The organism is Acinetobacter legionensis (genome assembly GCF_057165765.1).
The window spans coordinates 1,911,832-1,926,220 of sequence record NZ_CM169896.1 but is presented as its reverse complement, the minus strand read 5'-3'; the positions used below and the strand labels follow the sequence as shown (position 1 = coordinate 1,926,220).

Annotated in this window: 11 protein-coding genes and 1 pseudogene; 3 read left to right on the top strand and 9 right to left on the bottom strand. The window is 35.1% G+C overall.

Annotated elements, in window-relative coordinates; genetic code table 11:
* Positions 1-10 precede the first annotated feature (10 nt).
* Positions 11-1,462, bottom strand: a complete 1,452-nt coding sequence (gene aspA, locus AC2G3J_RS08780; protein WP_419360029.1) for an aspartate ammonia-lyase — start codon at positions 1,460-1,462, stop codon at positions 11-13.
* Positions 1,463-1,836: 374 nt separating this feature from the next.
* Here aspA and putP point away from each other — a divergent pair, with 374 nt between their 5' ends.
* A complete protein-coding gene (putP, locus tag AC2G3J_RS08775) occupies positions 1,837-3,342 on the top strand; it encodes a sodium/proline symporter PutP (RefSeq protein WP_336950920.1) in 1,506 nt (501 codons plus the stop codon).
* A gap of 50 nt (positions 3,343-3,392) precedes the next feature.
* On the opposite strand, the gene AC2G3J_RS08770 is transcribed toward putP, so the two are convergent.
* Positions 3,393-3,890 carry an Lrp/AsnC ligand binding domain-containing protein gene (locus AC2G3J_RS08770; protein ID WP_336950918.1) on the bottom strand — a complete coding sequence of 166 codons (498 nt, stop codon included), beginning with the start codon at positions 3,888-3,890 and terminating at the stop codon, positions 3,393-3,395.
* A 120-nt stretch (positions 3,891-4,010) separates the two neighbouring features.
* Here AC2G3J_RS08770 and putA point away from each other — a divergent pair, with 120 nt between their 5' ends.
* Positions 4,011-7,766: a trifunctional transcriptional regulator/proline dehydrogenase/L-glutamate gamma-semialdehyde dehydrogenase gene (putA, locus tag AC2G3J_RS08765; protein ID WP_483770961.1), complete on the top strand. Its 3,756-nt coding sequence runs from the start codon at positions 4,011-4,013 to the stop codon at positions 7,764-7,766.
* Positions 7,767-7,892: 126 nt separating this feature from the next.
* Here the strand turns inward: putA and AC2G3J_RS08760 are convergent, their stop codons facing one another.
* The 5 genes and pseudogenes from AC2G3J_RS08760 to AC2G3J_RS08740 all read right to left on the bottom strand — a co-directional run bounded on the left by AC2G3J_RS08760 (position 7,893) and on the right by AC2G3J_RS08740 (position 11,379).
* Complete coding sequence (locus AC2G3J_RS08760; RefSeq protein ID WP_483770960.1) at positions 7,893-8,459, bottom strand: TetR/AcrR family transcriptional regulator; 567 nt, start codon at positions 8,457-8,459, stop codon at positions 7,893-7,895.
* A 29-nt stretch (positions 8,460-8,488) separates the two neighbouring features.
* Positions 8,489-8,833, bottom strand: coding sequence for a DMT family transporter (locus AC2G3J_RS08755; protein WP_336950915.1), 345 nt, complete (start codon positions 8,831-8,833; stop codon positions 8,489-8,491).
* A 910-nt stretch (positions 8,834-9,743) separates the two neighbouring features.
* Positions 9,744-9,968 carry a hypothetical protein gene (locus AC2G3J_RS08750; protein WP_483770959.1) on the bottom strand — a complete coding sequence of 75 codons (225 nt, stop codon included), beginning with the start codon at positions 9,966-9,968 and terminating at the stop codon, positions 9,744-9,746.
* Between the two features lie 128 nt (positions 9,969-10,096).
* Positions 10,097-11,032 (bottom strand): annotated as a pseudogene (locus AC2G3J_RS08745) (alpha/beta hydrolase).
* Positions 11,033-11,163: 131 nt separating this feature from the next.
* Positions 11,164-11,379 carry a hypothetical protein gene (locus tag AC2G3J_RS08740; protein ID WP_336950913.1) on the bottom strand — a complete coding sequence of 72 codons (216 nt, stop codon included), beginning with the start codon at positions 11,377-11,379 and terminating at the stop codon, positions 11,164-11,166.
* A gap of 338 nt (positions 11,380-11,717) precedes the next feature.
* On the opposite strand from AC2G3J_RS08740, the gene AC2G3J_RS08735 reads away from it, so the two are divergent.
* Entirely contained in the window at positions 11,718-11,999 is a 282-nt protein-coding gene (locus AC2G3J_RS08735) for a hypothetical protein (RefSeq protein WP_483770958.1), read from the top strand.
* A gap of 259 nt (positions 12,000-12,258) precedes the next feature.
* On the opposite strand, the gene AC2G3J_RS08730 is transcribed toward AC2G3J_RS08735, so the two are convergent.
* Both AC2G3J_RS08730 and AC2G3J_RS08725 read right to left on the bottom strand, forming a co-directional pair.
* A complete protein-coding gene (locus tag AC2G3J_RS08730) occupies positions 12,259-13,485 on the bottom strand; it encodes an acetamidase/formamidase family protein (protein ID WP_336950910.1) in 1,227 nt (408 codons plus the stop codon).
* A gap of 316 nt (positions 13,486-13,801) precedes the next feature.
* Positions 13,802-14,182, bottom strand: a complete 381-nt coding sequence (locus AC2G3J_RS08725) for an MliC family protein (RefSeq protein WP_336950909.1) — start codon at positions 14,180-14,182, stop codon at positions 13,802-13,804.
* Positions 14,183-14,389 lie beyond the last annotated feature (207 nt).

Genomic DNA, 14,389 nt, shown 5'->3' with positions numbered 1-14,389 from the left:
ATTCAAACAATTAGCCTGCTTTACCGATTTCTTCATATGGCTGTACTGCAATTTCTGCAATCATATTTTCAAAAGAGAAAATTTCATCTAGACGTTCTTGGCTCAATAAACCTTGTTCAAGTACAACCTCTTGAATGGTTTTATTTTCAGCAATACATTGCTTCCCAATTTCATCACACTTCGCATGACCTAAAATTGGATCAAGTAAGGTAATTATTCCGACACTACGCATCACAGCATCAAAACAGGTTTTTTCATTGGCAACCACACCTTGAATACACTTCTCATCCAAGGTTTGGATTGCATGGATTAGTAACTCAATTGACTCATTCATGGTAAGTGCAATCACAGGTTCCATAACATTTAACTGTAATTGGCCTGCTTCTGCTGCAAAGGTAATGGTTAAATCATTACCAATCACTTTAAATGCAATTTGATTGACCACCTCGGGAATCACTGGATTGACTTTCGCTGGCATGATCGATGAACCAGCTTGTAATTCAGGTAAGCGAATTTCCCATAAACCTGTTCTTGGGCCAGAACTTAATAGACGTAAGTCATTACAAATTTTAGAGAGTTTTACAGCCAAACGTTTTAAGGTGCTTGAAAGGATAATAAATACACCGCAATCACTGGTCGCTTCAACATAATCTTCTGCACCACTTAAGTTTAATCCTGTTAAGGCTTTTAAATTTTCATTGACCTGGGTAGCATAACCATGAGGCGTATTTACGCCTGTACCAATCGCAGTAGCGCCTAAATTAATTTCTAATAAAAGTTCACGGGTTTTTTTAATTAAACGAACATCTTCTTTGAGTAATGTAGCAAAGGCATGAAACTCTTGCCCTAATGTCATTGGGACAGCATCTTGTAACTGTGTTCGTCCCATTTTTAACACATATTGAAACTCAGCAGATTTCAATGTCAGTGAACTAATCAAGTTATTGATTTTTTCAAATAACAAATCCAGTGAATAGTAAGTTGCTAAACGTAATGCTGTGGGATAGACATCATTGGTCGATTGAGATTTATTAACATGGTCATTTGGATGGATGATGTCATAACGTCCTTTCGCATAACCTAAAGATTCTAACGCAATATTGGCAATAACTTCATTGGTATTCATATTAATCGATGTACCCGCGCCACCTTGGTATACATCTGTTGGAAATTCATCTTTCCAATTTTGCGGATTTTCAATCAGTTCATCACTGGCTTTTTGAATTGCTACACTGATTTCTTCAGAGATCGTATTAAATTGCAAATTAGTTTGTGCCGAGGCCTTTTTGACCTGAGCCAAAGCACGAATAAAAAAGTTTTGCTCTCCAACGGTATGTTTAGAAATATTAAAATTTTCTAAAGCTCGGATTGTGTGAATGCCATAATAACTGTTTATAGGAACTTCTTTACTTCCTAACAAATCTTTTTCTATTCTTGTAACTTCAAGTTGAACCGTTTCCATGTGATCTGCTCATTATGTATTTATGCACTATAGTTGTGCAGTGATAATAATATTCCTTCTCATCTGCTTTTGTACTAGCAAAAGATGTCATTTCGATAAACAATTTTATGGAACTATCAATTAAATGTTAACAATGTAACTTTACGTAAAGTATAATCCCACAGTCACTTAAACACTCCCAGTAGAATTTTTTAGATATAAATTGCTGATTATTTGCATTTGTATCTAAAGTTACAATCGGATACATAAATCTTGCACAATCACCTTATAAAAATCACAGCGATATTTTTTAGTTGTGTGAAAGAATTCGCTCGTGAAACTTATGCGATAAAAAATAAAACTTGGAGATTTACTCCACAAGGACTGAATTAAATATGGACTCACTCAACCCCACAGTTGTAACGTTTATCTTTTATATTATTGCAATGGTTTGTATTGGCTTATATGCCTATAGAAAAACCACCGATTTCTCAGATTATATTTTGGGAGGTCGAAGTTTAGGGAGTTTTGTCACCGCACTTTCAGCGGGTGCATCGGATATGAGTGGTTGGCTACTCATGGGACTACCGGGTGCAATTTACCTGACTGGATTATCTGAATCATGGATCGCAATCGGGCTTATTATTGGTGCTTGGCTCAATTGGTACTTGGTCGCAGGCCGTTTACGTGTCCATACTGAAATACAAAATAATGCATTAACATTACCAGATTATTTCACCAGCCGTTTTGGTGATAAAAAGAAAGTGATACGTATCATTTCTGCACTGGTCATTTTAATCTTCTTTGGTATTTACTGTGCTTCAGGCATGGTGGCAGGTGCACGTTTATTTGAAAGTATTTTTGCTATGAACTACACCACTGCTCTTTGGGTCAGTGCGATTGCAACCATCAGCTATGTGTGTATCGGTGGCTTCCTTGCGATCAGTTGGACGGATACATTTCAAGCGGGCTTGATGATTTTTGCATTGCTTTTGGCGCCAATTATGACTTTCTTGGCAGTTGGTGATTTACAACATGTCAATCAATTGATTGAAACCGCACGCCCCCATGCCGCAAATATGTTCCAAGGAGTTAGTTTTATCGCCATCATTTCATCAATGGCATGGGGCTTAGGCTATTTTGGACAACCACATATTCTAGTCCGTTTTATGGCAGCAGATTCAGTGAAAACTATTCCCAATGCTCGTCGTATTGGTATGGCGTGGATGATTCTATGTTTAGCAGGTGCTGTTGCTGTCGGTTATGTTGGTATTGCTTATTTCCAAGCACATCCGGACATTCCGTCTGCTGCAATTGTGGCAAAAAATCCAGAAACAGTGTTTATGGAATTGACCAAAATTTTATTTAATCCATGGGTTGCAGGTGTTGTTTTAGCCGCTATTTTAGCTGCTGTAATGAGTACATTAAGCTGTCAGCTTTTGGTATGCTCAAGCACCTTGACTGAAGATTTATATAAATCTTTTCTTCGCAAAAAAGCCTCACAAAATGAGTTGGTTTGGGTCGGTCGTTTAATGGTTTTAGCCATTTCAGTACTGGCTATCATTTTGGCATTTAACCCAGAAAGTAAGGTACTTGGTTTAGTCGCTTATGCATGGGCTGGTTTTGGTGCAGCATTTGGTCCACTTATTTTATTGTCTGTGTTCTGGAAACGTATGACTTTGAATGGTGCAATAATCGGTATCATTGTCGGTGCTGCAACAGTAATTGTTTGGAAAAACACGATGGTACATACCGGTTTATATGAAATCGTTCCAGGCTTTATCCTGTCTTTCATCAGTATCATTGTGGTTAGTTTAATGGACAAAGCGCCTGAAAAAGATGTGATTGATCGTTTTGAAAATGCTGAACAAATTTATAATCGTGAAATGAAAAACATGTAAATTCATGTGCTTGAATAAATCATTAGAGTTGGGGCATTCATGCCCCTTTTCTATTTCTTTACTTTCGCTTTAAAATTTAAATGTAATTGTGAGCTGTCTTTAATCACTTCCATTACTGGATAACTACGCGTTTCTTTTACCCCAGGCAATTGCCATAGCACCTGCCCTGAAATACGACGAAACTCTTCCATATCAGCACATCGAATCTTTACCAAAAAATCAAAACCACCACTGATCATATGACATGCCATAATTTCTGGATATTGTACGATTGCATCTGAAAACGCATCTAAAGCATTGGGTGTGGTTTTATCTAAAAGAATCTCAACAAATACAACAAAATTAGCGCCTAACATTTTTGGATTTAGTTTTGCTTCATAGCCTAAAATAAACCCTTCTCCTGTCAATTTCTGTACTCGAGCAAGCGCAGCTGTAGGCGATAAATTGACTTTTTCAGCCAGCTTAATATTGGAAATTTTCCCATCTTTTTGCAAAATATCCAAAATTCGAATATCTATACGATCCAAGTTTAAATATGCGCTTTCCATAGAATAATTCTCTAAATATTATTCAAATTATAGTGAGTTATTCACTAAATATTCTGTAATCATAAATTATATAAACCCATCTGCTCAACAAAAATATTTGCTAGTCACAGGACGTTGACAATGAATATGGATTCACCTCAAGTTTTAAACGCAAACCTACTGCCAAGTTTGGATTACATTACCGAATTTAAAGACAAAACTGATTTTGAAGAAAAAATCAATCATGCATGGCGTCTTGCTGAGTCGGAATGTGTTGAAAACTTACTTGAGCACAGTCAAATTTCTGAAGAGATGAATCAGAAAATCTATGACATTGCATTTAATTTAGCGCATAGCTTACGTGACCGTAAAAGTTCATCAGGCAAAGCAGGGATTGTACAAGGACTGCTACAAGAATTTTCATTGTCTTCACAAGAAGGCATTGCATTGATGTGCCTAGCTGAAGCCTTATTGCGTATTCCTGATAGTGCGACCCGAGACTTATTGATTCGCGATAAAATTAATCAAGGTAACTGGAAAGATCATTTAGGCCAAAGTAATCTCATGTTTGTCAATGCTGCTGCATGGGGACTCATGCTGACTGGCAAACTGATGGAAACACCTAAACAGACTAGCCTTTCTGGGATCCTCACTTCGCTTTTAGCACGTACAGGTAAAGGCATCATCCGTAAAGCAGTTGATGCAGCAATGCGTATGATGGGTGAGCAATTTGTTACTGGTGAAACCATCGAAGAGGCTTTGGACAATGCCAAAACCCTTGAAGACAAAGGTTTCCGTTATTCTTATGACATGCTTGGTGAAGCTGCACTGACTGAACACGATGCAGATCGCTATTTCGAAGACTATACACAAGCGATTCATGCCATAGGTAAAGCGTCTGAAGGTAAAGATGTTTATACTGGTCCAGGAATTTCTATTAAACTTTCGGCTTTACATCCACGTTATCAACGTTCTCAAACCGAACGTGTGCATCATGAACTTTATCCTCGTATTTTAAATTTAGCACTTTTAGCAAAGACTTATGATATTGGCCTCAATATTGATGCAGAAGAAGCGGATCGGTTAGAGCTGTCTTTAGAATTACTTGAGCGTTTATGCTTTGAGCCACAACTAGCAAACTGGAAAGGTATTGGCTTTGTGATCCAAGCCTATCAAAAGCGTTGTTTCTATGTGGTGGATTATATTATTGATCTGGCAAAACGCAGTCAAAAACGTTTAATGATTCGTCTGGTCAAAGGTGCTTACTGGGACAGTGAAATCAAAAAAGCACAAATTGACGGTATGTCTGACTATCCAGTGTTTACCCGTAAAGTGCATACAGATTTGTCTTATATTGCTTGTGCAAAAAAATTATTGGCTGCACCTGATCAAGTGTATCCGCAATTTGCGACACATAATGCACAAACGCTTGCCACAATTTATGAGTTAGCAGATCCACAAAAATATTATCTTGGTCAATACGAATTCCAATGCTTACATGGCATGGGTGAACCACTCTATGAACAAGTAGTAGGCAAGGTTTCAGATCAAAAATTAGGGATTCCATGTCGTATTTATGCGCCTGTCGGTAATCACGAAACCTTATTGGCCTATCTAGTTCGACGTTTATTGGAAAATGGTGCTAATACCTCATTTGTTAACCGTATTGCTGATAAAAATATTAAAATTGCAGACTTGATTGAAAACCCAGTTCAAGAGATTTTACATACTGCAGAAAAAGAACATGCAATTGGGCTAAAACACCCTGCTATTCCACTTCCTCATAATTTATATCAAGGCATACGCCAAAACTCTCAAGGTTTAGACCTAGCCGATGACAGTAAATTAAAGGATTTAAATCAAACTGTTCAGTACTATTTAAAACACCAATGGAACAGTTATAGCCTTGTCGATCAGCTTGATTTACGAGACTTATCAGAAATAAATTCGCAAGAAATCCGTAATCCAGCTGATCATGCAGATCTAGTTGGTTATGTGATCGAAGCAGAAACAACACAAGTGGATTTGGCCTTAGATAACGCTCATCAAGCTTTTGAAAATTGGAAAAATGCATCTCAAGATTTTCGTGCAGAGTTATTGCTCAAAGCTGCTTCGATTATGGAGTCGCGTATTCAGGAGCTAATGGTTTTACTATGCCGTGAAAGTGGTAAAACCTATAGTAATGGTATTGCTGAAGTACGTGAAGCTGTTGATTTCCTCAGATACTATGCAGCACAAATGCAAAGCATTGAGGAAAATGGGACACTCAGCCCACTGGGTACAATTTTATGCATCAGCCCTTGGAACTTCCCACTTGCAATTTTTACTGGACAAATTTCGGCAGCACTTGTTGCAGGAAATACCGTAATTGCTAAACCTGCTGAACAAACCCCATTAATTGCAGCACAAGCAATTCAAATCTTATGGGAAGCAGGAGTTCCAAAATCAGTTGTACAATTACTTCCTGGTCGTGGTGAAAAAGTTGGAGCAAAACTCAGCCAAGATGAGCGTATTCAAGGCATTATGTTCACAGGTTCCACTGAAGTTGCTAAGATTTTACAAAAAACCGTAGCACAACGTCTGAGTCCAACAGGTCAACCGATTCCGCTAATTGCTGAAACAGGTGGTCAAAATGCGATGATCGTAGATTCTTCTGCACTGACAGAACAAGTCGTAATCGATGCAGTAAACTCAGCATTTGATAGTGCTGGTCAACGTTGTTCTGCCCTGCGTGTATTGTGCGTTCAAGAAGACAATGCAGCAACCTTAATTAAGATGCTTAAAGGCGCCATGCAACAGCTCAACATTGGGCAACCTATTTTGCTTAAAACAGATATAGGTCCAGTGATTGATTCTGAAGCGCAACAGAATATTGAAAAGCATATCGAAATGATGCGTAGCAAGGGTTATGCAATACATCAACTTGCTTATGAAACACCAACATCTGATTTAAATGCAGGCACATTTATTGTTCCGACGGTGATTGAACTTCCAAATCTTAATGATTTAAAACGTGAAGTTTTTGGACCTGTATTGCATGTCATTACCTATAAATATGGTGAATTAAAGCAATTGTTAGAACATATCAATGCAAAAGGATATGGCTTAACCATGGGTTTACATACACGTATCGATGAAACTATTCAAACTACCATTGAACATGCGGAAGTGGGTAACTTATATATTAACCGTAATATTGTAGGGGCTGTTGTTGGCGTACAACCTTTCGGTGGTGAAGGCTTATCAGGAACAGGGCCTAAAGCTGGCGGTCCGATTTATTTATATAAATTAATGCAGCATACAGCCCTACCAAAGCATCCTTTTGGTACTGTAAAAAATATCTCTGAACAGCTCAATCTAAAACCATCTGAGATTCAAAGAGAATTTCACACTTGGGCAAAACAGCATTATTCACAATGGACTTTGCATCAGTATCAATCACCGATTGCCTTATATGAGCTCCCGGGCCCAACAGGTGAATTGAATCAATATCATGTTGTATCACGTCATCGGATATTGGCAATCGCAGAGCAAGAACAGGCTTTGCTGAATCAATTTAATGCAATTTTGTCTCTCAATACGCAAGTCTGTATTTTAAGTGATGATGCGATTGCTTTAAAAATGATTCAAGCGATGCCAAAAGTATTGCAACAAAAATTTTCGATGATCAAGGATGTTGTTGCTGGAGAATTTGATGCAGTTTTACATCAAGGTGCGGGGCTAAAAGAATTACAGACCCAGATTGCGCAACGTCAAGGTGCAATTGTCGGCATAACTCACTTAACGGATGCCAATACAATTGTTCCACTTGCACCATTACTCATTGAGCGTGCGATCAGTATCAATACTGCGGCTGCAGGCGGAAATGCAAGTTTAATGACTTTAGGGAGTGAATAAACCATAAAGCAATGATTTAAATAATTTTTCCATTCCAAGCCAAAATCAATTGGCTTGGTTTTTTTTAGAATTTTTATTTTAGTTTGTAGATATTGATTTTGCTTAAAAATCTGAGCAAATGAATCACTATTCAGGATAACTCCTTGACAATAATTCCTGTTTAATTTTCTCATAATTATCCTGTATTTTTGGGGATAGACTTTCTACAAACCATACCCCATCGGCAGCATAACGTAATATTTTTAATGTGACAGAATAATCAGTTTCAGCATGTTGAGATAACCGTCGTGTTAGCCATTGATCCCACTTCTCACTGTAAGATTTATCTGTCATCAATGTCATGCTTAAAGCACTCCATATAGTGTTGACTCCAAATGAAGAACTTAAGGTGACATCAATATATGCGCGAGTAAAGCAGCCATAAGTGACTGGATCTTTTTCAATTGCTAGGCTGACTTGCTGGTCCAATTGTTGGATTAACTCTTCCAACATTGCCTCAATTAAAACTTGTTTATTGGCAAAATGATGAAATATACCACCTTTAGTTACACCTGAATGAGTTGCAATACTTTGAATCGACACACCATTTACACCGTGTTCAGCAACTAAATTCATCGTGTTGGCTAAAATTAATTTTTTAACACCTTCAGGATCTTTTTTACGTTGATAAGCATTTCCAACAATTTTATCCATACTCAAATCTTACCCGCTTCGTGCTTTTATCAATGTCCTGCTGATGTTGAAAATAAATTAATCACCAATACACCTGAAATAATTAATCCAATACCTGCAATTGCAGCAAAGTCTAAGCTTTGTTTGAAAATGAAGTAACCCACCAAAGCAGTGAGAATAATACCAACACCAGCCCAAATTGCATAAGCAATACCTAATGGAATTGTTTTAATCACTTGAGAAAGTAAATAGAAAGAAATCACATAAAAAAACACCACCAGTAAACTTGGGACTAACTTTGTGAAGCCTTGGGATTTCACTAAGAAAGTTGAACCAGTTACTTCAGCGAGGATAGCGATAGCCAATAAACTATAGGCAAAAAGTATAGAATTCATAAATTCATCAAAAGATACCAGTTGGTTGGTATGTTATATAAATTCAATTTACAATACAATCTTTAGCTATTTGTAATCTCAGCCATTAAATTTTATGAATAAAAAGCAACATCACTTTGATAAAAACTAGTTTTATAAAAAAAGGTGAGTTATCAATATGATACTCACCTCTTTTTTTCAATTTCCCACCTAATCAGGTTGGATGAATAAAGTAGAAAAATGAAATTATAAACAACAAGGCAATTATCGCCAAAATTAAATACGTGTTTACCGTGTTGAAACTCTTTATAAAGTTTAAAATTTCCATTATTTTTCGTCACAAAATAAACCAGTATTTATTTTAATATATTTTGTCACAATTTGTAAGATAATTAAGCCTAATTAAATTAAAAAACACTTAAAAATAAGTCTAACTGGCTACTTTTACGGCATGAATAGATATTAAAAAGATTTATTATAAATGATAAATATTCTCACATATTTGTTTTTATTCAGTTATTATGCAGGTTTTGATACCTATATCACAATAATTATTGTAGCACCCTGCTGTTTAAAAAATATTCAAACTCATTAGTTTTTCTTAATAAATAATATTATTAATGCATTAACCGCATTGTAAAAAAATCAAAAAAAAGAAATATTTAGATACATCATCCAAAAAAAGTGGATAAAAAATGAAGAATTAATAAAAAAGTGTTACAAGTTGTGTTTAACAATGGTCGCGGATGTCAATATTCTAAATGTGATAAATTTAGATTTTTAAAAGCAAAGAGTGATCCCTGCTGGATCAAGTAAGGGCTCTAAAGATATATTACTTTTCTCATGCAATATGATAAAAAATTCACACTCATTCCTTGAGTTGTAAATTTTTTAATAAATGATAATTTTATTATTCTTTTCAGTAAAAAACTTACTTCACCTCAAAATGATGTTTTTCTGTGACCAATTTAATTTTTATATCTTTGTAGTAGCGGACTATTGTGTTATTTGGATCTTTTTTCAGTGCATCTGCAAATTTATCTTCATTCATTAACTTCGCATAAGTTTTATAGCCAATTTCTAAAGTTGATGCTTTTTTACTAGATTCTTGAAATTCATCTATTCGCTTGTTGATTTGCTTTACACTAATTTCCATTTTTCATTTCTCGCTACAATTTCATTTTTTATAACATGCTTTTATGACAATACCGTTTAAATCATTATTTTTTGAGTTTATTTTGCAGCAACATTTTTCTTCAAAAACATAATAGTTTGATTAAATATTTATTGACTCGCTTTTTTACCTAAGAAAATCGATACTCATGGACCAACCATTCTTTTGATTCGGGGTAGGAAATAGCTTGAACGAGGATTTTGCTTTTCTTGCAAAGCTTTTACAAAAGGAATGGATTTCGTATCAGTCAAAAAATCTTTATTTTCCCCCACTGATAAAAAAGAGGCGGATAGTTTTTGGTAAAAAGCTGTAGAGGTGATCAAAGTTTTAAATATTCAGGATTATCTTTTTGATTAGCTATATAAACTTGGACAAGCTTATTTACCCTCACTCAATCAGTTTGATTTCATCTGGTGCTGTATGGATAAAAGCATTCATATCATAGATCCCACATTACAAGATCAATTCCTTAAGTTGTGAAGCTTCTATCGTAGCTATAAATCCAGATTGCATGGAGATATTAGGGCTCGTGAGAAGCACTACATAAGGACTGGCTGAATTAATCCCAGCTAAATCCCCTGCTAAAAATAATTGATCTGCATTTATATGGTTTTTTTTTGCATTTTGCTGGATAAATTGCAGTGCGATATTGATTTGATACAATTGCGTTGGATAAGTTGCTTGTGCTGCAAATTGCTATCGCACCAAAACAACATTATAACTTTATGCTGCAAGCAGCTTAAAATATCCTTTAGCATTATCTTTAGCACCTGAAATCCAACCACCACCATGAATCCAAATCACGCTTGGACGTTTTATCAAGGTGTTGAATATCTTTTGACTGCTAGAGATCTAAACTGAGTTTTAGCTGTTCTTGATAACGAATGTTATTTCTAACAATGACATTCTTTGGTGCATGTTTATCTATCAAATAGTGTTCAAGTATCAATCACCTTAGCAAGGATTTTGTTATTTTTTTGCATATTTTGGCAAGCTGATAATGTGAATAGTGAAATTAAACAAATAAGAATTTTCAGTTTACACATTTTGATCTTAAAAATGTTCGATCATTGTGATTTTCACATTATCGATAACTTCAATTTTGACCCAAACATAGTCTAAAAAATGAAGTCTTTTACTTTTAATTTCAATGCTAAAAACAACTAAAAATTTTAATTTATATTTGCGCGATTTGTTGATGTAGACTTTGCAAAAATAAATCCGCTTCAGCTTTGGTTTGACACATTTTATGATATAGGCCATTGGCATTTTGATTGTGCGGGGTATATTCTATATTTATAGAAAAATTCTGCGTAATCATATTTTTAGAAACATGTATCGCGATAATATGCAGTGAATTTAGGTAAAAACCATCTTCTATTTTAACCAGCATTTTAAGCCTCAAACTTTATAACACAGAGAGAGTAAGACAAAAAAGCCCATCTTTTGATGAGCTTATTATTTAAATATTTTAAACTTAATCATACTTCAATTTAGCCAGTATTTAAAATTTTTGATTATTTATTATGTAACAAAAGGAATATCCACTAATAATTTTCTTGAACAATACAATAAAAAAATTTAACACATCATCAAAAATCAGCTTTAGATTGTCCGACATTTTTTCACCTGATCAAAATACTTTGATGTTAGATTGAAAAAATCGTGATACTTATCACATTTCATAATAAAAGTTATTTTATCTAAATCTCTTTTATGGAGGTTGTTAATATGAATTATTTGATTATTTTAAATTCATCACAGGCATACCATTTTGATGAAATGCATAAGCTCATTTGTGACTATGATGCTTCAATTCGAGTAAATCCTACCACTTGGCTGATCAATACAACTTATGAAGCCAACATCATTCGCCAGCATTTAGCGAATATTATTAGTATTCATGACTCATTGTTAGTCTTTAAGATCGATGGTGAACATTCTTTTACCAATGATTTAGATTTAAATGACTGGATAGAGGATATAAATAGTAAAAGTATGATTCATGTTTAAATTTTGCGTACTGAATGGACATGACCAAAGTTTAAACCAACCCGATTGATCATGTTTCAAAAGTCATGCCTTTCCTGTTGAGAGTCAGAATCACAATAAAATGTAGTTTCAAAGCATAAATGATTGAATTGAAGGAAATGAATGCATAACGTTTAAATTATCGTTTTATGGATTATATATTATTTTAGATCTAATCATAAATCCTTGAAATTACATCACGGCGGTACTTTCAAGGATATTTAATTAAGCAGCTTTAATTTTATTTATGGTCTTCAACAAACTCTTTAAAGTCAGCTTTACGTATTTTGGCATGAATTCCCTTGGTCTTATCTACCACTTGCGATACTTCAAAATCAGTAGCAGCACTGAGGTAGGCATAAGCAATCGCTTCATCAATACCATATTCTTGGTTTAAAAAACGGATCGCTTCACGTGTAGATTTTTTCATTGCTTCATCTAAATCTTGATCTAATCCGGGTGTGATCCAAAATTCAGCATTTTCGGCTAATGGCTGTACGATTTCTTTACCTGGGATTTTATCTTTGCCTGTTTTTAATAAAGTGAACTTGAGTGTTGCTCTTGCTGAGGCTTCTAATGCAGTTAAAGCAACTTCGCCATCACCTTGGGCAAAATGACTATCACCTGTATAAAACAATGCACCTGGCACTTGTACTGGGTAATATGCAGTTGATCCAGCACCTAACTCATTTATATCAATATTGCCACCATACATCGCGGGTGGAACTGAATGCACTGGTTCTGATGTATTCGGCGCGACTCCCATGATCCCCATGAAAGGGCTCAGTGGGAAACGAATCGATTTACCCGATTCTGTTTTTAATACCCCCTCATATTCACCCTTTGCATTTTTTTCTATTGGAGTAAATACTGAAACATTCCCATATCGCTCAGGATGTTCAGCCGAAGCATTTTCTTGTTGTGGTCTTTTAGGATACTCACCCACTAATGCACCTTTACCATGACGATTCGAAATGACGCCATATGGAACACGAGGCTCTACTTTAATGACTTCTACTTTTAAAATATCACCTGGTTGCGCACCTTGAATTGCTATTGGACCAGTCACAATATGAGGACCATCTTTATGAAAATCATGTTTTAGCGAAGATTTGGTAATATTTTTTGCTTCATCTAAAATATATTCATCCCGTACCCCTTTGGATTTAAAGAATTTTTCTGCATCTCGTCCTTGATCTTCAAGTAACCCCTCATGTGAAACTGTATCGAAAGTCACAACACTTCCCGATGGAACAGTTATCACTGGCTTTGCTTCTTTATTCGGTAAGTAACCCCAAGTAATCGTGTTTAAAGTTGATGGTACATAATAATTACCTTTGTATTCACCGTCTTTTAATTGAACAGGCTTGTTGGATAATTGCTTAAGGACATTAAAACTTTCAGCATTAACTGCTGAAGTACTGATAGCACTGCAAATAAACAGTGAAAGAACCGTCTGCTTAAACATAAAAAATACCTTTAACAATTGAAAAATAAAAATATTGCAAAGGAGCTTCAGCAAATTTCATGCCACGGTAAAATTACATTAATTTAAGCATTTCAATGAAAAGTGCGCTAATTATTTTCATCTGTGCGTTCTAATCAAGTGCATAAATGAGGAAGTATGCTTAAATATCTTATTTCAATTGAATTTTAAAGATGTCTATTCTAAATTATGGTTTGCACTCTACTTTCTACAAATCACTTGAACATACCATATTAATTTCATTATTGATTGACAATAAAAAACCCCACCAGATGGTGAGGCTGTTGAAGTTACAACTCTATTTTACTTCTTTCACTGTAAAAGATTTATCTTTTGCAAGTTCAATGGTTCCTTCATCGCCTTTAGAATGAATTGAAACACCATTTTCCCCCTCAAGACGCATACCACTTCCAGCAGGAACCTCTTTCAAGGAGTAATTATTTCCATCATTATCAGTTAATGTTGCTGTAACAAAATTATCACTGGTCTTCAGCGTAAATTGTTTCTTATCAGCTGTTTCATACTTTACCGTTTTTTCAGCTGACTCATTTGTATCAACAGCAACTGCGCTGCTACTTACCTCATTATCAGGAGATGTCGCTTTATCTTTGTCTTTTGCATTACACCCAGCAACAAAAACAACAGCTAAAAAAGATGAAATTAATAATAATTTTTTCATGTTTAATCTCGAATAAATATGGAAGTTAAGTTCTAACATAGCGCTTTAGAGCAATCCAACCACTAATTGCGAATTACTACTTGTTATCTACACAAATCATAAAAATCATTTAGAACCCTATACATTTTAAGCTTGAATTTCTTTTAATTTATATATTTAAATTTATTTTTTAATCAATTAGCAAGATGTATTGAGCTCAGACAAGTG

Bases quoted from the DNA above. Each gene is read 5' to 3' on its own strand.
- aspA (WP_419360029.1), bottom strand. From the start codon at position 1,462: ATGGAAACGGTTCAACTTGAAGTTACAAGAATAGAAAAAGATTTGTTA.
- putP (WP_336950920.1), top strand. From the start codon at position 1,837: ATGGACTCACTCAACCCCACAGTTGTAACGTTTATCTTTTATATTATT.
- AC2G3J_RS08770 (WP_336950918.1), bottom strand. From the start codon at position 3,890: ATGGAAAGCGCATATTTAAACTTGGATCGTATAGATATTCGAATTTTG.
- putA (WP_483770961.1), top strand. From the start codon at position 4,011: ATGAATATGGATTCACCTCAAGTTTTAAACGCAAACCTACTGCCAAGT.
- AC2G3J_RS08760 (WP_483770960.1), bottom strand. From the start codon at position 8,459: ATGGATAAAATTGTTGGAAATGCTTATCAACGTAAAAAAGATCCTGAA.
- AC2G3J_RS08755 (WP_336950915.1), bottom strand. From the start codon at position 8,833: ATGAATTCTATACTTTTTGCCTATAGTTTATTGGCTATCGCTATCCTC.
- AC2G3J_RS08750 (WP_483770959.1), bottom strand. From the start codon at position 9,968: ATGGAAATTAGTGTAAAGCAAATCAACAAGCGAATAGATGAATTTCAA.
- AC2G3J_RS08740 (WP_336950913.1), bottom strand. From the start codon at position 11,379: ATGCTGGTTAAAATAGAAGATGGTTTTTACCTAAATTCACTGCATATT.
- AC2G3J_RS08735 (WP_483770958.1), top strand. From the start codon at position 11,718: ATGAATTATTTGATTATTTTAAATTCATCACAGGCATACCATTTTGAT.
- AC2G3J_RS08730 (WP_336950910.1), bottom strand. From the start codon at position 13,485: ATGTTTAAGCAGACGGTTCTTTCACTGTTTATTTGCAGTGCTATCAGT.
- AC2G3J_RS08725 (WP_336950909.1), bottom strand. From the start codon at position 14,182: ATGAAAAAATTATTATTAATTTCATCTTTTTTAGCTGTTGTTTTTGTT.